21 protein-coding genes and 1 tRNA gene are annotated in these 21252 nt (G+C 70.2%); 7 read left to right on the plus strand and 15 right to left on the minus strand.

The genetic code is table 11. The features are described 5' to 3' along the window. Positions 1–144 precede the first annotated feature (144 nt). Positions 145–1605: an NADP-dependent phosphogluconate dehydrogenase gene (gndA, locus tag EDF46_RS10825; protein ID WP_123506276.1), complete on the plus strand. Its 1461-nt coding sequence runs from the start codon at positions 145–147 to the stop codon at positions 1603–1605. Between the two features lie 60 nt (positions 1606–1665). Here gndA and EDF46_RS10830 read toward each other — a convergent pair whose 3' ends face one another. Genes EDF46_RS10830 through EDF46_RS10860 form a run of 7 tightly spaced genes read right to left on the minus strand, consistent with a single transcriptional unit; the run spans position 1666 to position 8788 of the window. Further along, entirely contained in the window at positions 1666–3051 is a 1386-nt protein-coding gene (locus EDF46_RS10830) for an 8-oxoguanine deaminase (RefSeq protein ID WP_233579995.1), read from the minus strand. Then, positions 3039–4052 carry an adenosine deaminase gene (add, locus tag EDF46_RS10835; RefSeq protein WP_123506277.1) on the minus strand — a complete coding sequence of 338 codons (1014 nt, stop codon included), beginning with the start codon at positions 4050–4052 and terminating at the stop codon, positions 3039–3041. The genes EDF46_RS10830 and add overlap by 13 nt, the downstream gene beginning before the upstream one ends. Then, positions 4049–5035 (minus strand): nucleoside hydrolase, encoded by a 987-nt coding sequence (locus EDF46_RS10840; protein ID WP_123506278.1) that lies wholly within the window; start codon positions 5033–5035, stop codon positions 4049–4051. The genes add and EDF46_RS10840 overlap by 4 nt, the downstream gene beginning before the upstream one ends. After that, entirely contained in the window at positions 5032–5919 is an 888-nt protein-coding gene (locus tag EDF46_RS10845; protein ID WP_123506279.1) for an ABC transporter permease, read from the minus strand. Before EDF46_RS10845 ends, EDF46_RS10840 begins: the two co-directional genes overlap by 4 nt. Then, on the minus strand, positions 5919–6806 hold the full coding sequence (locus EDF46_RS10850) for an ABC transporter permease (protein WP_123506280.1): 888 nt from the start codon (positions 6804–6806) through the stop codon (positions 5919–5921). The genes EDF46_RS10845 and EDF46_RS10850 overlap by 1 nt, the downstream gene beginning before the upstream one ends. Continuing rightward, a complete protein-coding gene (locus tag EDF46_RS10855; protein ID WP_233579996.1) occupies positions 6799–7632 on the minus strand; it encodes an ABC transporter ATP-binding protein in 834 nt (277 codons plus the stop codon). Before EDF46_RS10855 ends, EDF46_RS10850 begins: the two co-directional genes overlap by 8 nt. Positions 7633–7660: 28 nt before the next feature. Next, positions 7661–8788, minus strand: coding sequence for an ABC transporter substrate-binding protein (locus tag EDF46_RS10860; RefSeq protein ID WP_123506282.1), 1128 nt, complete (start codon positions 8786–8788; stop codon positions 7661–7663). Positions 8789–8965: 177 nt separating this feature from the next. Here EDF46_RS10860 and EDF46_RS10865 point away from each other — a divergent pair, with 177 nt between their 5' ends. The 3 genes from EDF46_RS10865 (at position 8966) to EDF46_RS10875 (ending at position 11616) form a co-directional block, all read left to right on the plus strand. Continuing rightward, positions 8966–9562 carry a TetR/AcrR family transcriptional regulator gene (locus EDF46_RS10865; protein ID WP_123506283.1) on the plus strand — a complete coding sequence of 199 codons (597 nt, stop codon included), beginning with the start codon at positions 8966–8968 and terminating at the stop codon, positions 9560–9562. A 67-nt stretch (positions 9563–9629) separates the two neighbouring features. Then, positions 9630–11036 (plus strand): NtaA/DmoA family FMN-dependent monooxygenase, encoded by a 1407-nt coding sequence (locus EDF46_RS10870; RefSeq protein ID WP_123506284.1) that lies wholly within the window; start codon positions 9630–9632, stop codon positions 11034–11036. Positions 11037–11346: 310 nt separating this feature from the next. Further along, positions 11347–11616: a hypothetical protein gene (locus EDF46_RS10875; RefSeq protein WP_148061193.1), complete on the plus strand. Its 270-nt coding sequence runs from the start codon at positions 11347–11349 to the stop codon at positions 11614–11616. Positions 11617–11882: 266 nt separating this feature from the next. On the opposite strand, the gene EDF46_RS10880 is transcribed toward EDF46_RS10875, so the two are convergent. Continuing rightward, positions 11883–12860: a ribose-phosphate diphosphokinase gene (locus EDF46_RS10880; RefSeq protein ID WP_123506286.1), complete on the minus strand. Its 978-nt coding sequence runs from the start codon at positions 12858–12860 to the stop codon at positions 11883–11885. A gap of 1 nt (position 12861) precedes the next feature. Beyond that, complete coding sequence (gene glmU / locus EDF46_RS10885) at positions 12862–14340, minus strand: bifunctional UDP-N-acetylglucosamine diphosphorylase/glucosamine-1-phosphate N-acetyltransferase GlmU (RefSeq protein WP_255410951.1); 1479 nt, start codon at positions 14338–14340, stop codon at positions 12862–12864. Between the two features lie 199 nt (positions 14341–14539). Here glmU and EDF46_RS10890 point away from each other — a divergent pair, with 199 nt between their 5' ends. Beyond that, entirely contained in the window at positions 14540–15427 is an 888-nt protein-coding gene (locus tag EDF46_RS10890; RefSeq protein WP_123506287.1) for an SDR family oxidoreductase, read from the plus strand. Between the two features lie 32 nt (positions 15428–15459). After that, positions 15460–15633 (plus strand): hypothetical protein, encoded by a 174-nt coding sequence (locus EDF46_RS18340; protein WP_158614222.1) that lies wholly within the window; start codon positions 15460–15462, stop codon positions 15631–15633. Positions 15634–15645: 12 nt separating this feature from the next. On the opposite strand, the gene EDF46_RS10895 is transcribed toward EDF46_RS18340, so the two are convergent. Further along, a tRNA-Gln gene (locus EDF46_RS10895) sits at positions 15646–15717 on the minus strand. Between the two features lie 177 nt (positions 15718–15894). On the opposite strand from EDF46_RS10895, the gene EDF46_RS10900 reads away from it, so the two are divergent. Continuing rightward, entirely contained in the window at positions 15895–16407 is a 513-nt protein-coding gene (locus EDF46_RS10900) for a MarR family winged helix-turn-helix transcriptional regulator (RefSeq protein WP_123506288.1), read from the plus strand. A 46-nt stretch (positions 16408–16453) separates the two neighbouring features. On the opposite strand, the gene EDF46_RS10905 is transcribed toward EDF46_RS10900, so the two are convergent. The 5 genes from EDF46_RS10905 to glp form a co-directional block, all read right to left on the minus strand. Further along, entirely contained in the window at positions 16454–18271 is a 1818-nt protein-coding gene (locus tag EDF46_RS10905) for an ABC-F family ATP-binding cassette domain-containing protein (protein ID WP_123506289.1), read from the minus strand. Between the two features lie 186 nt (positions 18272–18457). Beyond that, on the minus strand, positions 18458–18889 hold the full coding sequence (locus EDF46_RS10910) for a molybdenum cofactor biosynthesis protein MoaE (protein ID WP_123506290.1): 432 nt from the start codon (positions 18887–18889) through the stop codon (positions 18458–18460). Then, the gene (locus EDF46_RS10915) at positions 18882–19406 is read right to left on the minus strand and encodes a molybdenum cofactor synthesis domain-containing protein (RefSeq protein ID WP_123506291.1); all 525 of its coding nucleotides are present in this window, start codon (positions 19404–19406) and stop codon (positions 18882–18884) included. The genes EDF46_RS10910 and EDF46_RS10915 overlap by 8 nt, the downstream gene beginning before the upstream one ends. Then, on the minus strand, positions 19403–19903 hold the full coding sequence (gene moaC, locus EDF46_RS10920) for a cyclic pyranopterin monophosphate synthase MoaC (RefSeq protein WP_123506292.1): 501 nt from the start codon (positions 19901–19903) through the stop codon (positions 19403–19405). The genes EDF46_RS10915 and moaC overlap by 4 nt, the downstream gene beginning before the upstream one ends. Further along, positions 19896–21221 carry a gephyrin-like molybdotransferase Glp gene (glp, locus tag EDF46_RS10925; RefSeq protein ID WP_233579997.1) on the minus strand — a complete coding sequence of 442 codons (1326 nt, stop codon included), beginning with the start codon at positions 21219–21221 and terminating at the stop codon, positions 19896–19898. The genes moaC and glp overlap by 8 nt, the downstream gene beginning before the upstream one ends. Positions 21222–21252: the final 31 nt, after the last annotated feature.

Consider the following 21252-nt stretch of genomic DNA (forward strand, 5'->3'; position numbering starts at 1 on the left):
TAACGGGTGCACCGCACCCCTCGCCGAAGTTCGGGTAGGAGTCTACGGCACGTTCACCGGATGGTCGAACCTCGTACTGCCAGACCCTGGCTGTCCGCCCAGGAGCGTGGATAGATTGTCCGTACTTACTGTGAAGGAGGCACCGTGGCCGAACACGGAGAGACCGCAAAGGCGAACATCGGCGTCGTGGGGCTGGCCGTCATGGGCTCGAACCTCGCCCGCAACCTTGCCAGCCGAGAGGGCAACACCGTTGCCGTCTACAACCGCTCCCCCGAGCGCACCGACCTGCTCATGGACGAGCACGGCGACGCCGGGTTCATCGCGTCGAAGTCGATCGAGGACTTCGTCGCCTCGCTGTCGAAGCCCCGCACGGCGATCATCATGGTCCAGGCGGGCCGTGGCACCGACGCCGTCATCGGCCAGCTCGCCGACCTGTTCGAGGAGGGCGACATCATCGTCGACGGCGGCAACGCCAACTTCCACGACACGATCCGCCGCGAGCACGACCTGAAGGAGAAGGGCCTCAACTTCGTGGGCACCGGCATCTCGGGCGGCGAGGAGGGCGCGCTCAAGGGCCCGTCGATCATGCCGGGCGGCAGCGCCGAGGCCTGGGAGACGCTCGGCCCGATCCTGAAGTCGATCGCCGCGGTCGCCGAGGGCGAGCCGTGTGTGACGCACATCGGCACCGACGGCGCCGGGCACTTCGTCAAGATGATCCACAACGGCATCGAGTACGCCGACATGCAGCTCATCGCCGAGTCGTACGACCTGCTCCGCCGCGTCGGCGGCCACGACCCCGACGCGATCGCCGCCGTGTTCGAGGAGTGGAACAAGGGCGAGCTCGAGTCGTACCTGATCGAGATCACCGCCGAGGTGCTCAAGCAGAAGGACGCCGAGACCGGCACGCCGCTCGTCGACCTCATCCTCGACGAGGCGGGCTCCAAAGGCACCGGCGTCTGGACCGTGCAGAACTCGGTCGGCCTGGGCGTCCCCGTCGGCGGCATCGCCGAGGCCGTGTTCGCGCGCGCCGTGTCGTCCAAGCCCGACCAGCGCGCCGCGGTGCAGAAGACGCTCAAGAACCGTCCCGACATCCAGGAGGCCGGCGAGGGCTTCGAAGACGACGTGCAGAAGGCGCTCTACGCCTCGAAGATGGTCGCCTACGCTCAGGGCTTCGACGCGATCATCGCCGGGGCCAAGGAGTACGGCTGGGACATCGACAAGGGCGCCGTCGCCAAGATCTGGCGGGGCGGCTGCATCATCCGGGCCCAGTTCCTGAACCGCATCGTCGACGCCTACGAGAACGACTCGACCATCGCGACGCTCCTCGAAGACGAGTACTTCGCCAAGGCCGTGGCCGACGGCGAGGATGCCTGGCGGCGAATCGTCGCCAAGGCCGCCCTGTCGGGGATCCCCGTTCCCGGCTTCGCGTCCGCGCTCAGCTACTACGACTCGCTCGCCTCCGAGCGCCTGCCCGCGAGCCTGATCCAGGGCCAGCGCGACTTCTTCGGAGCGCACACCTACAAGCGCGTCGACAAGGAGGGCACCTTCCACACGCTGTGGTCGGACGACCGCAGCGAGGTGGCACAGGACCCTTCGACGCACTAGAGGCAGATCAGAGAAGAGCACGGGCGGCGGGCGCAGGAACTGTCCCGCCGCCCGTCCGTCTCACACCCGCCCGAGCAGCTCCGTCGTCGCCCGTGCCGCCGCTTCCGCGACGCCGACCTCGTCCACCGTCGTCAGGCGGCCGTCCGTGACGACGCGGTCGCCGCCGACGAACAGTCCCGCCACCGGCGGCATCGACGCCAGGCCGAGAGCTGCGACCGGGTCGACCAGGCCGGCGAACTCGACGCCCGAGACGTCCCAGAGCGCCAGGTCGGCCAGCTTGCCGACCTCGATCGAGCCGAGATCGGCGTCTCGTCCGAGCACCCGGGCGCCGCCGATGGTCGCGATGCGGAGTCCGTCGCGCACGCTGAAGCCGTCGGCCCCGGCGCGGAGCCGGTTCATCAGCACGGCCTGGCGGATCTCGGTGCCGAGCTGGCCGGACTCGTTCGAGGCCGAGCCGTCGACGCCGAGCCCGACGGGAGCCCCGGCGGCGAGCAGCTGCGGGATCGGCGCGATCCCCGCGGCGAGGCGCGCGTTGGAGGACGGGCAGTGCGCGCTGCCGGTGCCGGTGGAGCCGAAGCGGGCGATCGCGTGCTCGTCGAGGTGGACGCTGTGCGCCATCCACACGTCGTCGCCGAGCCAGCCGAGATCGTCGAGGTACTGGGTCGGCGTCTTTCCGAAGCGCTCCTGGCAGAAGGCGTCCTCTTCGACGGTCTCGGAACCGTGCGTATGCAGCCGCACCCCGAGCGAGCGCCCGAGCACGGCGGCCTCGCGCAGCAGGTCGGACGTCACCGAGAACGGCGAGCACGGCGCCAGCGCGATCTGCGTCATGGCGTCGGGAGACGCGTCGTGGTACTTCTCGACGGCGACCGCGGACGCCTCGAGGGCGGCGGACGTGGTCTCGACGGCGAAGTCGGGCGGGAGGCCGCCGGCCGAGCGTCCGAGGTCCATCGAGCCGCGGGTGCCGTGGAGCCGGATTCCGACACGGGCCGCCGCCCGGACGATCCCGCCGAGGATGTCGCCGGATCCTGCGGGGAAGACGTAGTGGTGGTCGGCGGCGAGGGTGCAGCCCGATTTGGCGAGGACGGACAGTCCTGCCTCCGCGCCGGCCTCGACGAGCGTCTCGTCGATGCGCGCCCAGGTCGGGTACAGCGCGACCAGCCAGTCGAACAGGATGGAGTCCTGCGCGATGCCGCGCGTGAGCCACTGGTACAGGTGGTGGTGGGTGTTGACGAGTCCGGGCGTCAGGAGGCGTCCGCGAGCGTCGATGCGCTCGACGGTCACGTCGCCCGACGCACGGCCGGCCCACTCCGGGGCGGGCCCGTCGCCCACCGCGACGATGCGCGAGTCGTCGACGACGACGTGGCCCGCCGCGAACTCGGAGCCCGCCGCGTCGACCGTCGCGACATAGGCGCCCTCGAAGACGAGGCGCCGGGTCACGCCAGCCACGCCGCGATGCCGGCGACGGCCTTCTGCTTCACGACCTCGGACGCCCCGCTGCACTCGATCGACGAGAGCGCGCACGCGGCGAGCTCTTCGTCGCTGAGGCCGAGCACATCGCGGCAGAGCTGGTACTCCTCGAGGATTCCGGGGCCGAACAGCACCGGGTCGTCCGCGTTGATCGAGCAGCGCACGCCGGCGTCGAGCAGCGTCTTCAGCGGGTGCGCCTCGAGGGTCGGCACCACGCCGAGCAGCAGGTTCGACGTCGGGCAGAGGTCGAGGCAGGTGCCGTCCTGCGCGAGGCGGGCGACGAGCTCGTCGCTCTGCACGGCGGTGGCACCGTGCAGGATGCGGTCGGCACCGAGCACGTCGAGCGCCGACAGGATCTCGTCGGGGCCGGCCAGCTCGCCGGCGTGCGGAGTCGCGAGGAGCCCGGCCTCCTTGGCGATGCGGAAGGCCTCCTCGAACTGCGCGGCAGGGTGGCCGCGCTCGTCGTTGGCGAGACCGAACGAGACGACGCCGCGGCCCGCGTAGGGAGCGACCGTCTTCGCGTAGGTCACTGCCTCGTCGGGACTCTCGACGCGGTCGGCCGTGATCATGTAGCCGACCTCGACGCCCCACTTGGCGCCGTACTCGCGGGCCTTCTCGATCATGGCGTCGAGGGCCAGCTCGGTCGAGCCGAAGGTGTCGACGTAGAAGTGCGGGCTCGCGCCGAACTCGGCGTAGGCGACGCCGTCGCGAGCGCAGTCCTCGATCGACTCCTCGATCAGGCGGAACAGGTTCTCCTTGATCGACAGCACCTGCAGCATGCCGCGGTAGGTCTGGCTGAAGTCGCTGAAGTCGTCGAAGTGATCGGGGACGCTGACATCGACGCCCTCCGCCGCCCCCATCTCGGCGAGGGTCTCTGGCCGGATGGCCGCCTCGTGGTGGATGTGGAGGTGGGCCTTCGGGAGGTCCTTCAGGTCGCGGACGGCGACGAGGTCGCGGACGGCTGCGGGTGCTTCGGTCATTCGGGTGCTCCTTGGGTGCGAGCCCCGCCGCCGACGAGGGCGTCGAGGAATGCTCGGTGGAATGCGTCGATGTCGACGGTGAGGACGGCGATCGTGTCGGGGACCTCGTCGATCGCCCACGGCACGGGGGTGCCGTCGGCGGCGGTCATGATGCGCGCCCGGACCGTGAATCCGTCGTCGGTGATGTTGACGGGCCCGCTCGCCGACTCGGCGATCCACTCGGGGCGGACCGTCAGGGCTGCGGCCAGTCCGTCGTGCACCGGGCTGACGCGGCGACCCCAGGCGAACTGGTAGAAGTCGAGGTACGACTCCAGGATGTCGGCGGCGAAGGTGCCGGTCGGGGTGCCGGAGGCGTGCAGGGCCTTGATGTCGGCCTCGTCGGTGAAGACAGTCCCCGTGGCGTTCACTCCGACCATGACCCGACGGGTGGCCGGTGCGGAGAAGACCGCCTTAGCCGCCTTCGGGTCGTTCTGGATGTTGGCGTCGAACATGTGGCTGGCGCCGAGCTCGGGGAAGGGCCCGCTGCCGCCCATGATCGTGACGGACCGGAACTTCGTCAAGAGCAGGGGATCCTGCGCCAGTGCCAGGGCCAGGTTCGTCAGGGGGCCGAGCGTGAGCAGGTCGACCTCGCCCGGGGCGTCGTTCGCGGACTTCACGAGGTGCTCGGCCGCCGTCAGCTCGAGGAGCACCTCGGGGAGGAGACGCGTCTCGACGACGTCGCCGAGGCCGTCGTGACCGTGGACGTAGTGCGCGATGTGCGCCTCCGCGGCGAGCGGGCCGGCGGCCCCCCGGGAGACGGGCGTCAGAGGCCGGCCTCCGAGGCGCGTGACGTGGCCGATGTTGCGGAGGGCGTCGTCGACGACGCAGTTGCCGTAGACGGCGCTGATGCCGACGATCTCGACATCCGGCTGCGCGGCGAGGAAGAGCAGGGCCAACGCGTCGTCGATGCCGGTATCGGTATCGACGTGGACGGTGCGGGTCACTTCGTGACGGCCTTTCCGGCGTCAGGGCCCCACTTGGCCAGGACAGCCGTCTCGACGAAGGTCGCGATCGTGTAGAAGAGCACCGACAGGGCCGTGACGATCACGCCGATGGCCCAGATCTGGCCGTAGTCGAACTGCGCCTTGGCGCTGGTGACTGCGGCGCCGAGCCCCTGGTACGTGAAGAGCCACTCGTAGAGCATCGCACCCGTGATCGCACCGGGGACGGCGATCCGCATCGAGGCGAAGAAGTGCGGGAGCGCCGTCGGGATCGCGACGCGGCGCATGATCGTCCAGCGGTTGCCGCCGTAGACGCGGATCAGGTCGACCGACTGCGCGCTGACCGAGTTGAAGCCCAGTGTCAGATTGACCAGGAGCGGGAAGAAGACGACCACGCCGCCGACGAAGGCGGCCGTGACCCAGCCGACGCCGAAGATCAGGAAGATGACGGGGGCCATGGCCAGCAGCGGCACGGTGCGGAGCACCATGGCGATCGGCATGAACATGAACTCGAGCGGGCGGATCAGCGTGAAGGCGATCGCGATGACGACCGACCCCCCGACGCCGAACACGAAGCCGATGAGAGAGTGGAAGAGCGTCTCGCCGCTGAGGCCCACGAGCACCTCGCGGTTCTTCGAGGCGTCGTTCGCGGGGGTGCCCGCGCTGTCCACGAACAGGTAGCGGTACACGTCGAGTGGCGTCTTGGCGATCAGCGGATTGGCGTGCAGAGCGATCAGGGCGAGCTGCCAGGCGATGCAGATGAGGATCAGCGAGATCGCGATCGTCAGCACGGTGCGCCCGACGCGGCGCCCGATGAACCGGGCGGTGGACGCGCTCGCCGTCGTTGTCACGGGAGCGCGACGGGCGGTGGTGAGTGCGGTGGCCATCAGAACCCTCCTCCAGCTCGGGCGTCGCCGGCCGACCAGGGCGCCACGAGGCGTCCGATGCGTCCGATGACGAAGTAGGCGAGGCCGGCCACGCCGGCGCTGATGAGCGCGACCGCCCAGAGCTTCACCGAGGCGGCGGTGGCCGTCGCTGCGAGCAGGAGGATGCCGATGCCGGAGTCGACCCCGATGAGGAAGTACTCGCCGAGGACGGCGCCGAGGAACGCCGCGGGCGCCGCGAGCTTGAGGGCGGCCATGATGCTCGGGAGGGCCGCGATGAGGCGCACCTTCACCAGCACGGTGAAGCGCGAGCCGCCGTAGGCGCGGATCACGTCGATCTGAGTCTGGCTGGCGGCGTTCAGGCCGAGGATCGTGCCGACCACCGTCGTGAAGATGACACTGAGCGCCGCCAGGAAGATCGACGTCGTGCGGCTGCCGGCCGGCATCAGCAGGGTGACGATCGGGGCGATCGCAGTCAGCGGGATGCATGTCGTGACCACCGCGAGCTGCGTCGACATGCCCTCGAACCAGGGGAAGACCAGCACGAGCGCGGCGAGCACGAGCGCGATGACGTTGCCCCAGAGGAAGCCCCAGCCGGCGCTGGACGCGGTCTTGGCGATGGCGTTCCAGTAGACCGAGTCGGTCAGGTCGTGGAAGAGCTGCGCGAAGACGAGGCCGGGCTGCGGCACGCTGCCGGTGACCTTGAAGATCGTGACGGCGACGATCTGCCAGACGATCAGGATCACGACGATGCCGACGACGGCCCCGACCCACGGCGGCATGGCGTGGAACGTGCCCATGACGGAGCGGCGGGTGCGTCTGCTCGTCTCGGCGTCGAGCGCGATGCTCTGCGAGAGATCGCGTTCGTACTCTCTCCTGATGTCAGTCATCGGTCGCCGCCCCGTGCGCTCCGAAGAGGATCTCCGAGATCTGGTCGACGTAGGCGTGGAACTCGGGGGTGCGGGTCAGCTCAGGGAGGCGCGGGCGCGGAAGGTCGATCTCGACGACCTCGGCGATGCGTCCGGGGCGAGCGCTCATGACCGCGACGACGTCGGAGAGGAAGACCGCCTCCGAGATACCGTGCGTCACCATGAGGGTGGTCGAGGGCTTCTCGGTCCAGATGCGGAGGAGCTCGACGTTCATGCGCTGGCGCGTCATGTCGTCGAGGGCGCCGAACGGCTCGTCGAGGAGCATGATCGTCGGCTGCACCGCGAGGCAGCGGGCGATCGACACGCGCTGGCGCATTCCGCCCGAGAGCTGGGCGGGCTTGGCGTTCTCGAAGCCCTTGAGGCCGACGAGGTCGATCAGGTCGTCGATGAGGCCGGGTTCGGGGGTGATGCCGGCCACCTCGAGGGGCAGCCGGATGTTCTTGGCGACCGTGCGCCAGGGCAGCAGCGCGCTGTCCTGGAAGGCGATGCCGGTCTCGTGGCTCTTCTGGACCTCGGCCGACGACTTGCCGTTCACGACGACGGAGCCGGTGGTCGGGGTCTCCAGCCCCGCCAGGATGCGGAGAATCGTCGATTTTCCGCATCCCGACGGGCCGAGGAGCGTGAGGAAGGCATCCTTCTTCGTGCCCAGGTTCACCTCGGACAGCGCCTGCACCGACTTGCGGCCGAGCTGGAACGTCTTGGTGAGTCCCTGAATGTTGATGCCGGTCGCAAGGTCCGGCGAACCGGCCGGGTCGTTCGTGGCGAGGGCGAGCTGAGTACTGGGCATGAAGGACATCTCTACTGGAGCGGAGCTATCAGGAAGCCGGGATCGTGAAGGAGGTGATGAGGTCGGGGTTCTCCTTGTAGACCTCTTTCAGGATCGAGAGGTCGAAGAGCTTGTCGGCCGTGATGGTCGTGCCCATGTCGCCGAGCGACTTGATGGTCTCGGAGACGAGCTCGTCGGTCATCGTGAAGAGGCCGTTCGAGTTGACGTCGTCGGTGAGGACGAGGCTGTTCTGGGCCGTCATCTCCTTGACCTGCTCGGCCTGGTCGAGGTCCTGGTCCTTGCCGTACTTCTCGACGGCGTACTTCGCGCTCTGCTCGGGGTCCTTGACCGCGTCGGTCCAGCCCTGGATCTCGGCCTTGAGGAAGGCCTTGAGGGTGTCGCGCTTGTTGTCGATGGTGTCCTGCGTGACCGTGAAGGTCTCGGCGACGAACGGGAGGCCGTTGTCGGCGAAGCCCAGGGTGACGGGCGTGAAGCCGTCGGCCTCGGCGAGAAGCGGCTCGTTGGTGAGGTACGACATGTGCGCGTCGTACTTGCCGGCCTCGAGGGGGGCGATGTCGTACTGCGTGGTGACGAGCGTCACGTCGGAGGTCGTCAGGCCGTTGGCCTTGAGGAAGCCCTCGAAGGTGGTCTGGTTGCCGCCGGACTGCACGCCGATCTTCTTGCCCTTGAGGTCGGCGACCGTCTTGATCGGCGTCTTCTCCTCGAGCGACAGGAGGCAGAAGGGGTTCTTCTGGTACGTGGTTCCGATGATCTTCAGGGGTGCGCCCTTGAGGATCGCCGGAGCCGTGATCGACGGGCCCGACAGGCCGACGAGCGCCTGGCCGGCGACGAGCGCCTCTTCGGCACCGGTCTGGCCACCACCGGCGAGGAGCGTGACGCCCTTGAAGCCGGCCTTGGTGTAGTAGCCCTTCTCGGTGGCGAAGTACTCGCCGGCGAACTCGATGTTCTTGATCCACGAGAGCTGGACGGCGATGGTGCCGAGGCTTCCGGCGGCGGCGGCTCCACCCGACGACGAGGTCGACGAGGGGCTGTCGGTGGAGCACGCTGCGAGGAGCGCGGTGGTTCCGGCGACGAGGCCGACGGTTCCGCCGAGGCGGAAGAACGCGCGACGGTCGAGGTCTTTCTTCAGCACGGGCGGGGCAGAGAAGGCGCTCATGGGCACTCCAAGGGGCTAGGTGTCTCGGGAAGTGGGGATCGTTCGGGGCGAGTTTGTTTCCGCTGCATGCCCTGGCATCAATCCGTGATTCTCGGAACGCTAGACGGCGATTGTTACCCCCGTATTTCGGGAGTGTTGCCGTCGTCGCATCCTCGGCGAACCGTTAGCGTCGCTTCCATGAACGAGCACCCGACGCCGGATCCGACCGGGCGCCGCGACGATCTCCTCGCGAAGATCGTCGACCACGTCATCGACCACGGCATCGCGCAGATCACCTTACGCAGTTTGGCGACAGCTGTCGGTTCGAACAACAGGATGCTGCTCTACTACTTCGGCAGCCGCGAGGAGCTCATCGTCACGGCCCTCCACGGCGCCGAGTCGCGCTTCCCGACGATGGCCCTCGTCGCCGAGCTGCTCGACGACCGGTCGCTCTCGCTCGCCGAGCGGATCGGCAGCGCCTGGGACGTCATCGCGCTGCCCGAGAACCTCCCGTTTCACCGGCTCTTCTTCGAGATCTTCGGCCTCGCCGGCTTCGAGCGCGAGAGGTTCGAGGCGCTGCTCGGGCTCATCGGCACCGAGTGGGTGCAGCACGTGGCCGCGGCCTTCGAAGACGCGGGGCTCTCCGCCGACGAGGCCCTCGACGCCGGCCACGAGACGGTCGCCCTGTGGCGCGGACTCCAGGCCTCGCTCCTGAGCCTGGGCGATGGGGCCGTGGTCCGCCGGGCCGCGGCGAACGCTCACGCGGGCCTCGTGGCCCGTGCGACCCGGCCCTGACCCGATGGATTGTTAAGTCTCTGTTTCGTGGCTGGACTTGACCTGAACCACTTGGTTCACTGATCCCATGAAGCAGATCCACCTCGGCGTGTTCGAAGTCGCCTCCCCCCAGGTCGGCGGTACCCGCAGCTGGTTCCACCCCCGCAGCGACTCCGTCCGCTACCGCGAGCTCGACCTCTGGATCGGCATGGCGAAAGTCCTCGACGACGCCGGCTTCGACTTCCTGTTCTTCGCCGACGGCTTCGGCTATCCGTCGATCGACGGCGACCTCCCCGAGATGGCGGCCCGCGGCGGCATCAACTTCGCCGGCATCGATCCTGCGCTCCTGATCCCCACGCTGGCCCGCGAGACCTCGCGCCTCGGCTTCGTCGTCACCGCCGCCACCGGCCTCGACCACCCGCTGCAGACCGCCCGCCGCTTCGCCACGCTCGACCACCTCACCGGCGGCCGCGTCGGCTGGAACATCGTCACGGGCGGCTCGGCCAACACGGTCGCCGAGCTGTTCGGCCACACCGAGATGGTCAAGCACGACGACCGCTACGACCAAGCCGACGAGTACCTGGACCTCGCCATGACCCTCTGGGAAGGATCGTGGGAGGACGACGCCTACATCGGCGACAAGGAGACGCAGGTGCTCGCCGACCGGTCGAAGATCCACCGCATCACCTTCGAGGGCAAGCACTTCCGCTCCGACGGCTACTTCACCTCGACGCCGTCGCCGCAGCGCACCCCGGTGCTGTTCCAGGCCGGCACCTCGGCCCGCGGCCGCGCCTACGCCGCGCGCAACGCCGAGGGCGTGTTCGTGCAGTACACGACCGGGCCCGCGACCAAGGCCAACGTCGCCGACATCCGCGCCAAGGCGGCAGAGAACGGACGCGACCCCGCGTCGATCGTCACGATGATCGGCCTCTCGGTCACCGTCGCCCCGACGAGCGAGGAGGCCCACCGCCTCCGCGCCGAGTTCGACGCCATGCAGAGCGACGAGGTGGTGGCTGTGCTCTACGCCGGCAACACCGGGATCAACCTGCTCGACCTCGACCCGGAGCGCGACCTCACGCAGCTCCGCGACGACGGCGGCCAGATCGGCCAGATCGCGCAGAGCAACATCGACAGGTTCCTCCCCACCGACGGATCGAAGCCGCCGACGGTGCGCGAGATCCTCGACGACCTCAAGGGCAAGGGCACCCGCGGGCTGCAGCTCGTCGGAGACCCGATCGAGGTCGCCGACCGGCTCGAGCAGATCATGGACGAGACCGACCTCGACGGCTTCATGATCGAGCCGCTCTTCGGCACGGCCGACTGCGTCGACTTCGCCGAGCTCGTGGTGCCCGAGCTCCGTCGCCGCGGTCGGATGCCCGCCGAGCCGCTGGAGGGGACGCTGCGCGAGCAGGTTCTCGGGCGCCCCGGCGCGCATCTGTCGGCCGACCACCCGGGCCGCCGGTTCAAGGTGACGCCGGCGCCCGTCGGGGCGTAGTCGGCGACGGCGCTGCCGACTTCCCCCGATCGGGGCAGCTCGACGACGCGGTCGCCCAGATCGGGGCAACTCGCCGAGGGCGTCAGGCGGTGGCGGCCCAAGCCGAAGGGGCGCGTACAGCTGCTCGAACGTCGGCGCCCGGTACGACGGCGCGGCCTCGGCGGCGGCGAACCGCTCGATGAGCGCCGTCACCGACCCCTGCTCGGCGGCGGGAGCCAGATCGTTGCGCCAGATGTCGCCGACGCTCAGCAGGCGCTCCGGAGCCTCGGCCAGGCCGTGCGCGGCGCGGAGCCTCGTCAGGATCGGGCCCATGCCCGCGGGCTTGCCAGCGCTGGTGACGACCTCGTCGAACACTCCGTCGAGGCCGAGGTGCACGAGCTGCGCCTCCACGCCGGTCGCCGTCGCGTTCGTGACGAGCACGGTGATCGCGTCGATCTCGCGCAGGAACTCGCCCACCCCCTCGGGGGCCCACGTCTCCAGGCGACCCTCCGCCAGCTCGACGCGGCTGGCCTCGTACGCGGCTCCGAGCTGCGCCGGGGTCGCCCCGAGCTCCGTCGCGAGCGTGGCGGCGGCCGCGTAGCCGTCGGCGGCGTCGACCACGGAGTCGAGGTGAGCGGCGCGAGTTACTGCCGACGAATGCAGCCCTGCAGACGAACGCAGCCCTGCGACCTGCTCATCAGGGCCGCGCAGGAACTGCGCCACCGTCGCCTCGACCACCCGCCGCGGCGCTGGCAGCGCCTCGTCGAGGTGCCGCGCGTAGCTGAGGACGGGGTCGTCGCCGAGGCACACCGTGCCGTCGAAGTCGAGCACGACGAGCTTCGGCAGCGCAGCTTCAGAGGCCACGGGCTAGGCGGCTCCGTCGAACATGGACGTGACCGAGCCGTTGTCGAACACCTCGTGGATCGCCCGCGCGATGAGAGGTGCGATCGGCAGCACGGTCAGCGTCGGGAACTTCTGGTGCTCGGTGAGCGGCAGGGTGTCGGTGACGACGACCGAGTCGATGAACTCGTTGTGCAGGATCTCGGGCGCCGGGTCGGAGAAGACGGCGTGGGTCGCGGCGACGATGACGCCGAGCGCGCCGGCCTTCTTGAGGGCCTCGGCGGCCTTCGCGATCGTGCGGCCCGTGTCGATGAGGTCGTCGACGAGCAGGCACACGCGCCCCTCGACCTGGCCGACGATCTCGTGCACCGAGACCTCGTTCATGACGCGGGGGTCGCGGCGCTTGTGGATGATGGCGAGCGGGGCGCCGAGCTTCTCGCTCCAGATGTCGGCCACCTTGACGCGCCCCATGTCGGGCGAGACGACGGTCAGCGTGCTCGCGTCGAGCTTCTCCTGGAAGTGCTTGAGCAGCACGGGCATCGCGAAGAGGTGGTCGACGGGGCCGTCGAAGAAACCCTGGATCTGCGGGGCGTGCAGGTCGACGCTCATGATGCGGTGCGCGCCGGCGGCCTTGAACAGGTCGGCGACCAGGCGGGCCGAGATCGGCTCGCGGCCGCGGCCCTTCTTGTCTTGGCGTGCGTAGGGGTAATAGGGAGCGACGACCGTGATCCGCTTGGCCGAGGCGCGCTTGAGGGCGTCGACCATGATGAGCTGCTCCATGAGCCACTCGTTGATCGGGCGGGTGTGCGACTGGATCACGAACGCGTCGGAGCCGCGGACGCTGTCGTCGTAGCGGGCGTAGATCTCGCTCGACGCGAAGGTGCGAGCGTCGGTGTGAGTGAGCTCCGTGCCGAGCTCTCCCGCGATGTCGATCGCGAGCTGAGGGTGTGCGCGGCCTGTCACCAGCACGAGTCGGTTCTCGCCGGTGATCTTGATTCCGGACACGTCACTCGCTCTCTGGCCGTGAGGCCTCGGCACTGGCCCGCTCGGAGGGAACGGCTGCCGATTCGTCGTCTCGTGCGGCGGCTGCGGCCTGGGCCCCAGCCGAACCGGGGTGCTTGGCCTCGGTCCATCCGCTGATGATGCGCTGCGGAGCGACAGTGAGGGCCAGCGAACCCGCCGGCACGTCTTTGCGCACGACTGCTCCGGCCCCGGTCGCCGCTCCGTCGCCAATCCTAACGGGCGCGACGTAGACCGTGTGCGCGCCTCCGTGCACGTGAGAGCCGATGACGGTGCGGTGCTTGTCCACGCCGTCGTAGTTCGCCGTGATCGACCCGGCACCGAGGTTCACGCTCTCTCCGACCTCGGCGTCGCCGACATAGCTGAGGTGCGGCACCTTCGAGCCGCGCCCGATGTCGGCGTTCTTCGTCTCGACGAATGCGCCGATCTTGCCGTCGGCCCCGAGGATCGTGCCGGCCCGCAGATACGAGAACGGACCCACCGTGGCACCGGCGCCGATCACGGCGAGCGTGGCGTCCGTGCGCTTCACGGTCGCGCCCTCGCCCACCTCCGTGTCGACCAGGGTGGTGTCGGGGCCGATGATCGCGCCGGTCTCGACGACGGTCGCCCCCTTCAACTGGGTTCCCGGCAGGATCTCCACATCGGCGGCGAGGCTCACGTCGCGGTCGATCCACGTCGTCTGGGGGTCGAGGATCGTGACGCCCTCGCGCTGCCAGTGCTCGACGATCCGGTCGTTGAGGCGACGGGCAGCCGCGGCGAGCTGCACGCGGTCGTTGATGCCCTCGACGCGCCACGACTCCGAGACCGGGAGCGCGGCCACGACACCGCCGTTGACCGCGACCAGGCCGACGATGTCGGTGAGGTACTTCTCGTTCTGGGCGTTCGCGGCCGTGACGAACTGGAGATGCCTGCGGAGCGCGGCGACGGTGAACGCGTACGTGCCCGAGTTGATCTCGGTGACCGCGAGCTCGTCCGCCGATGCGTCCTTCTGCTCGACGATGCGCGTCACCGAGCGGCCCTGGCGGATCACGCGGCCGTAGCCCGTCGGGTCGGCGACGATCGCGCTCAGCAGCGTGACCTCGGCCGCCTGCTCGCGGTGCAGCTCGAGCAGGGCCGAGACGCTGGCGAGGTCGAGGAAGGGGACGTCGGCGCTGACCACGACGACGTCGCCGTCGAAGTCGGCGGGGAGCTGCTCGACTGCCTGCTCGACGGCACGGCCGGTGCCGGGCATCTCGTCCTGGTCGACGAAGCGGGCGTGCGGCGCGGCCTCGCGGACGCTCTCGGCGACGACCTCGCGGTCGTGACGCACCACGACGAGCAGGTGCTCCGGCTCCAGCGCGCGGGCGGTCTCGAGCACGTGGTGCACGATCGGCATGCCGGCGAGGCGGTGCAGCACCTTCGGGGTGGAGGACTTCATGCGCGTGCCCTGCCCAGCGGCGAGGACGATGACGGCGAGTGGGGGCACGGTTTCTCCTGAGGTCGTCGGGTTCCGGACGCCGGATCAGCTTACGGCGCGGCGGCCGTGGGGCCGCGCAGGGACGTCGACCTGCAGATCCGGGCCCGGGGTGTCCTGAGCTTCTCCGACCGGGCCGAGCCCGATGGACCTCCTGTCAAGGGGTAGGCGAGTTCGGCCCGACGACGAGGGCGACGAGAATGCTGGACCCATGAGCCAGTACGACAAAGTCGACCCCGTTTCCCTCTACCCGGCCCCGCCGTTCCCGAAGCAGGAGCAGTCGCTTCCCGGCGGCGCCTGGAAGATGGACCCGAGACCGGACCACGGCGAGAGCAGCTACGTCGGGCTCGGACGCCTGAAGGGATTCCGCGGCGTGGTCACGGGCGGCGACTCCGGCATCGGCCGAGCAGCGGCGATCGCCCTCTCCCGCGAGGGAGCCGACCTCGTCATCGGCTACCTTCCCGACGAGCAGACCGATGCCGAGGAAGTCCGCGATCTCCTCGAGGGCGAGGGGCGCCGGGCGATCCTGTTCCCCGGCGACATCTCGGACGAGCAGTACTGCCACGACCTCGTCGAGAAGGCCGTCTCGGAGCTCGGCGGGCTCGACACCCTCGTGATGGTCGCCGGCCGCATGGACAGCAACGACGACATCCTCACGCTGACCACCGAGGCGTTCGACTCGACCATGAAGACCAACGTGTACTCGCTCCTCTGGCTGTGCCAGGCGGCGATCCCGCACCTGGAGCCCGGCTCCAGCATCGTCACCACGGGGTCCGTCCAAGGCGCGCAGCCGTCTCCCGACAAGATCGACTACGCGGTCACCAAGGGCGCCATCGGAGTCTTCACGGCCGCCCTCGCTCAGCAGCTCGCCCCCAAGGGCATCCGCGTCAACTCCGTCGCGCCCGGCCCCGTCTGGACCCCGCTGCAGCCCGGATCCGACGACGCCGAGACCGTCTTCTCGTTCGGCGAGCAGGCCCCGTACGGTCGTCCGGGGCAGCCGGCGGAGCTCGGCGCCGCGTACGTCCACCTCGTCAGCCCCGAATCCAGCTACACCTCCGGGGCCACGATCACCATCGCCGGCGCCACACCCGCCTACTGAGCAGCAGATCTGCAGAGAAGGAAGCCGACGCGATGAGGATCACCTACGACACGGAGACCGACTCGATCTCCGTCCCCGGTCTCGATGCCGAGCAGAACGAGCTCCTGCAGCGTGAGCTGTCCGCCGCCCTGTATCAGAACGAGCCCGTGCAGGCGGTGGCCGCCACCATAATGGCGGCGGCACGGCGCTTTTCCGGCGAGAGCTGACCGCTCGCTCGGCTCCGCCTCCAGGACTCGAACCTAGACCTAACAGCTCCAAAGGCTGTCGTGCTGCCATTACACCAAGGCGGATCGCGCGCTCAGGCGCCGAATCAGTCTGCCAGATCGCGCCTGTGCCGGCGCGCGGAGCGGCTCGCGCGGTGTAGGCGGGTGCTGGTCGGTACGGGCACGCCCCCGGAGGCCCGCCCGAGCCGACCGGCACCCGCCGAAGCACCCCGCCGACACGGCGGGCACGGCCATAATGGCAGGATGCTCGAACCCGACGCCGAGGGCACGCACGACGAGGTGGACCGCATCGTCGCCGCGTGGAACCGCGAGCGCCCCGACCTCGACTTCGCGCCCCTCCACGTGCTGTCGCGGGTCGGCCGCATGTCGAAGCACCTCGACCGGGCACGCCGCTCCGCTTTCGCCGCGAGCGAGCTCGAGTCGTGGGAGTTCGACGTGCTCTCCGCCCTCCGCCGCGCCGGCGCCCCCTACGAGCTGTCGCCCAAGGCGCTCCTGACGCAGACCCTGGTGTCCAGCGGCACCATGACGAACCGCATCGACCGCCTGAAGACCCGCGGGCTCGTCGATCGGCGCACCGACCCGAGCGACGGTCGCGGAATCCTCGTGCGGCTCACGCGCGAGGGCGGGCGGGTCGTCGACGCGGCCATCGAGAAGCTGGTCGAGGCAGAGCAGGAACTCCTCGTCGACCTCTCCCCCGACGAGCGGCAGGCGCTGGCGGGGTTGCTCCGGGCGCTGTCGCTGAGCCTCGGGGACTGAGGCCGGTCGTTCCTGCGTCGATTCAGCCCTGTGCAGGGCCGAGCCGCTAGCCCTCGAGCTTCTCGCTGACGGCCAGCCAGGCGAGCTCGAGCTCCTCGGCCTTGGACTCGACCGCGGCGACCTGCTTCTGGAGCTCGCCGAGCCCGGCGTAGTCGTTGGGGTCGTGCGCGGCGAACGTGTCGAGGAGGGTCTGGCGCTCGACCCCGGCCTTCTTGAGGCGGCGGTCGAGGGAGGCGAGCTCCTTCTCGGCGTTGCGCTTCTCGGCGCCCGACAGCCCGGAGGCCTTCGCGGCGGCGACCACCGAGGCACTGGCCCCCTGGGTGGCGGTGGGCCGGTCGGTCGCCTCGCCCTGACCGTCGACGGCTTCGCGGCGGATAGCCAGGTACTGGTCGACTCCGCCGGGGAGGTGCTGCATGCGTCCGCCGATGACGGCGTACTGCATGTCGGTGACGCGCTCGAGCAGGTACCGGTCGTGCGACACGACGAGGAGAGTGCCCGGCCAGGTGTCGAGCAGGTCTTCCATCGCGGCGAGCATGTCGGTGTCGAGGTCGTTCGTGGGCTCGTCGAGAATCAGGACGTTCGGCTCGTCGAGCAGGATCAGCAGGAGTTGCAGGCGGCGCTTCTGGCCACCCGACAGGTCTTTGACGGCGGTCTGGAGCTGCGGCGTGGTGAACCCGAGGCGCTCGAGGAGCTGGCCGGGCGTCATCTCCTTGCCGCCCGAGACGTACGAGGTGCGGTAGCGGCCGACCACGGTGTTGACCCGCTCGTCAGCGAACTCGGCCAGGTCGGAGAGCTGCTGGTCGAGAATCGCGAACTTGACCGTCTTGCCGCGCGTGACGCGGCCTGCCGTGGCCTCGACCTCGCCCGTGACGAGCTTGAGCAGCGTCGACTTGCCGGCCCCGTTGACGCCGAGGATGCCGGTGCGCTCCCCCGGTGCGATGCGCCACTCGATGTTCTTCAGGATCTGCCGCTCGCCGTACGACACGTCAGCCTCGATGATGTCGACGACCTGCTTGCCCAGGCGCGACGTCGCCATCTGGCTCAGGGCCACCTTGTCGCGGACGGGCGGCTCGTCGGCGATCAGCGTCTCGGCGGCCTCGATCCGGAACTTCGGCTTCGCCGTGCGGGCCGGAGCACCGCGGCGGAGCCAGGCCAGCTCCTTCTTCATCAGGTTCTGCCGCTTTGCCTCCGTGACCGAGGCCGAGCGGTCGCGCTCCACGCGCTGCAGCACGTACGCCGCGTAGCCGCCCTCGAAGGGCTCGACGATGCCGTCGTGCACCTCCCACGTGTCGGTCGACACCTCGTCGAGGAACCACCGGTCGTGCGTCACGACGACGAGCGCGCCCTGGTTCGACGACCAGCGGCGCTTGAGGTGCTCGGCCAGCCATGCCACGCCCTCGACGTCGAGGTGGTTGGTGGGCTCGTCCAAGAACAGGATGTCCCAGTCGCCGACGAGCAGGGCCGCGAGGGCGACACGGCGGCGCTGGCCGCCGGAGAGGTCATTGATCGTGGAGCCCCACGGGATATCGGTCGCGAGACCGGAGATGACGTCGCGGATGCGCGAGTCGCCGGCCCACTCGTGCTCCTCACGGTCGCCGACGATGACCTCGCTGACGATGGCGTCGAGGGGCAGGATGTCGCGCTGGTCGAGCACGCCCATCGTGACGCCGCGGCGAGTCGTGACCCGGCCGGAGTCGGGCTCGAGCCGCCCCGCGAGGATGGAGAGGAGCGTCGACTTGCCGTCGCCGTTGCGGCCGACGACGCCGATGCGCGAGCCTTCGTCGATGCCGAGGGTGACGCCTTCGAAGACGACGCGGGTCGGGAACTCGAGGTGAAGCGCTTCTGCGCCGAGGAGGTGTGCCACCTGACAAGGGTAGGCGGTATCGGCCGGCGGTCCGACCGGCTGGGCCCTGCGGTGGCGGAACGGGCTCGCGGCCGCGGGGCTGGGCCCGCTGAATCGGCAGGATCCCGCCCGCGCGACGGCGGGCGCGAGCCGAAACGGCGGGGCTCCGCCCGGCGGCACGGGCTGACGCCGACCCCCGCCGACCTCTCAGCCCAGCGACGCCACCCACTCGCTCGATCCGTCGGCGAAGTCCTGCTTCTTCCAGATCGGCACGCGTTTCTTGATCTCGTCGACCAGGGCGCCGCAGGCCGCGAACGCCTCGGCGCGGTGCGCGCTCGACACGGCGGCGGCGAGCGCGACGTCGCCGATCATCAGCGCGCCGACGCGGTGCTCGACGGCGATGTGCACGCCGGGGTGGGCCTTCGCGACCTCGGCCGCGACCTCTGCCATCACGTCACCGGCCGTCGGATGCGACTCGTACTCGAGCGCCGCCACCTCCCGGCCGCCGTCGTGGTCGCGGACCACGCCCTCGAACGTGACCACGGCACCGGCGTGCGCGCGCCGCACGAGGTCGGCGCAGTCGGAGACGCCCAGCACGTCGGACGTGACGCGAGCCTGCAGGACGGACGATTCAGCCATGGTCGCTCCCGGTGATCTGGTCGAGCAGGTGGTCGAGCACGGTGTCGAGCACCGCCAGGCCATCCTTCACCCCGCCGGGCGATCCCGGGAGGTTGACGACCAGCGTGCGCCCCGCGACGCCGACCACGCCGCGGCTCAGCATAGCCGTGGGCGTGACCGCCAGGCCACGGCGCCGCAGCTCCTCCTCGACCCCGGGCAGCTGCCTGTCGAGCAGGGGCAGCGTCATCTCGGGCGTCGCGTCGGTGGGCGTCACGCCGGTGCCGCCGGTCGTGACGACGAGGTCGACAGGCTGCGCGATGCCGGCGATCAGAGCCCGACCGACCGGTTCGCCGTCGGCCACGATGGCCGGCTCGTCGACGGCGAAGCCGCGGTCGCGAAGCCAGCGCAGGATCACGGGGCCGGTGCGATCCTCAGCCGTCCCGGCCGCTGCCCGCGTCGACGCCACCACCACGAGCGCCGTGCGAGGCTGACCGAGCGGGGTCGCCGGGGTCGACTCGGCGGGGTCGCCCGCCGTCATGCCCGGCTCCAGTCGCCGCTCTTGCCACCCGACTTCTCCAGCACCTTGATCTCGCCGATCTCGGCGAGCTTGTCGACGGCCTTGATCATGTCGTAGAGGGTGAGCGCCGCGACGCTGGCGGCGGTGAGCGCCTCCATCTCGACGCCGGTGACCCCGCGCGTCGACACGGTCGCCATGACGGTGACCGAGTCGCCCTCGGAGGTGAAGTCGACGGTCACCGATCCGATGGGCAGCGGGTGGCACAGCGGTATCAGCGTCGACGTCTGCTTCGCCGCCATGATCCCGGCGATGCGGGCCGTGCTGAGCGCCTCGCCCTTGGGCAGGCTGCCGTCGACGATCCGGGCGACGACGTCGACGCGGGTGCGGAGCACGGCCTGCGCGGTCGCGATCCGCTTCGTCTCGGCCTTCGCCGTCACGTCGACCATGTGGGCGCTGCCGTCGGCGCGGACGTGCGAGAGGGCGGGCTGCGGCGTTCCGGGAGGCGTGGTGTCAGTCATCGAGCGCCCACACTACGACCTCGTCGCCGGCCTCGACGCGGCCGACGCCGACGGGGATGTGCGCGAGCACGGTGGCCTGCGCGTACTGGTGGAGGAGGTGCGACGACGGGCCGCCGACGAAGTGGACGAGCCCGGCGGCATCGAGGCGGGCTCGACGGAGCTGGTGCTTGCCTGGAGGAGAGTCGGCACCCTCGGCGAGGACCGCCGTCGCGTCGCGTCGCGGGAGCGCTCGGCGGGCCCCGGCGGCGAGCGGCACCCGCAGAAAAGCCTGGAACGAGATGAGTGCGCTGACGGGATTGCCCGGGAAGCACACCACCGGCAGCGAGGCCTCGCCGACGGGAAGGGTACCCCACCCCTGCGGGCCGCCGGGCTGCATGGCGACCGAGCCGAACTCGATGCCACGGGGCTCCAGCGCCTCGCGGACGACCTCGTAGGCACCGGCGCTCACGCCGCCGGTGGTGACGACGAGGTCGAACGCCGGGCCGTCGGCGGTGGCGAACCCGACGAGCAGCGCCAGGAGGGCGTCGACGGCGTCGGGCACCTGGAACACCTCGACTCGAGCCCCGAGATCGGTGAGGGCGACGCTGAGAGATGCCGCGTTGGCGTCGTGGATCTCAGCGGCGGCGAGCGCAGACGCAGGTGCCGGCGCGGACGCAGGTGCTTGCCCGGACGCAGGTCTCAGTGCGGGTGCCGATGCGGGTGAGGCCTCGACCCGCAGCTCCGACCCCGTCGAGACGACAGCGACGCGCGGCTGGGCGACGACGTCGACGGCGGCGACCCCGGCCGAGGCGAGCACGCCCCAGTGGGCCGGGCCGAGCACCGTGCCCGCGGCGAACAGCAGGTCGTTTCGGCGGACGTCGGAGCCTGCGGTCCGCACGAACTGCCCGGCGGGCGCGTGCGGGAGCACGACGTCGCCGTGCTCGCCCTCGGGAAGGAACCGCGGCGGGTCGGCGACCTCGATCTGCACGACCGCGTCGGCCCCATCGGGGATGGGTGCGCCGGTCATGATCGGGGCGGCGGTGCCGGCCTCTAAGGGTGGGGGTGCGACGCCGGCCGGGATCCTGCGCCCGATCGTCAGGGCTCTCGGCCCGTCGGCGAGCTCGCGGCTGCGAACGGCATAGCCGTCCATCTGCGAGTTGTCGAAGGGAGGGAGGTCGATCGGAGCGACCACGTCTGCCGCGAGGACCCGCCGTCGAGTGGAGCTGTCGCCGCGGGCCAGCAGGCGTGAGTCGACGCTCAGGGTCTCGGTGGAAAGCCCCTCGAACACCCGCGCCACCAGCCCGGCGACGGCCTCGGCGTGCTCTTCGATAGTGCGCACTCGCGCCTCTCTTTCATCTTCGGCCGGGCTG

This window comes from Frondihabitans sp. PhB188, assembly GCF_003752365.1.
Classification (GTDB): Bacteria; Actinomycetota; Actinomycetes; order Actinomycetales; family Microbacteriaceae; genus Frondihabitans.

Bases quoted from the DNA above. Each gene is read 5' to 3' on its own strand.
- add (WP_123506277.1), bottom strand. From the start codon at position 4,052: ATGACCGAAGCACCCGCAGCCGTCCGCGACCTCGTCGCCGTCCGCGAC.
- EDF46_RS10845 (WP_123506279.1), bottom strand. From the start codon at position 5,919: ATGGCCACCGCACTCACCACCGCCCGTCGCGCTCCCGTGACAACGACG.
- EDF46_RS10850 (WP_123506280.1), bottom strand. From the start codon at position 6,806: ATGACTGACATCAGGAGAGAGTACGAACGCGATCTCTCGCAGAGCATC.
- EDF46_RS10855 (WP_233579996.1), bottom strand. From the start codon at position 7,632: ATGCCCAGTACTCAGCTCGCCCTCGCCACGAACGACCCGGCCGGTTCG.
- EDF46_RS10860 (WP_123506282.1), bottom strand. From the start codon at position 8,788: ATGAGCGCCTTCTCTGCCCCGCCCGTGCTGAAGAAAGACCTCGACCGT.
- EDF46_RS10865 (WP_123506283.1), top strand. From the start codon at position 8,966: ATGAACGAGCACCCGACGCCGGATCCGACCGGGCGCCGCGACGATCTC.
- EDF46_RS10870 (WP_123506284.1), top strand. From the start codon at position 9,630: ATGAAGCAGATCCACCTCGGCGTGTTCGAAGTCGCCTCCCCCCAGGTC.
- EDF46_RS10875 (WP_148061193.1), top strand. From the start codon at position 11,347: ATGCCCGCGGGCTTGCCAGCGCTGGTGACGACCTCGTCGAACACTCCG.
- EDF46_RS10890 (WP_123506287.1), top strand. From the start codon at position 14,540: ATGAGCCAGTACGACAAAGTCGACCCCGTTTCCCTCTACCCGGCCCCG.
- EDF46_RS18340 (WP_158614222.1), top strand. From the start codon at position 15,460: ATGAGGATCACCTACGACACGGAGACCGACTCGATCTCCGTCCCCGGT.
- EDF46_RS10900 (WP_123506288.1), top strand. From the start codon at position 15,895: ATGCTCGAACCCGACGCCGAGGGCACGCACGACGAGGTGGACCGCATC.
- EDF46_RS10910 (WP_123506290.1), bottom strand. From the start codon at position 18,889: ATGGCTGAATCGTCCGTCCTGCAGGCTCGCGTCACGTCCGACGTGCTG.
- EDF46_RS10915 (WP_123506291.1), bottom strand. From the start codon at position 19,406: ATGACGGCGGGCGACCCCGCCGAGTCGACCCCGGCGACCCCGCTCGGT.
- moaC (WP_123506292.1), bottom strand. From the start codon at position 19,903: ATGACTGACACCACGCCTCCCGGAACGCCGCAGCCCGCCCTCTCGCAC.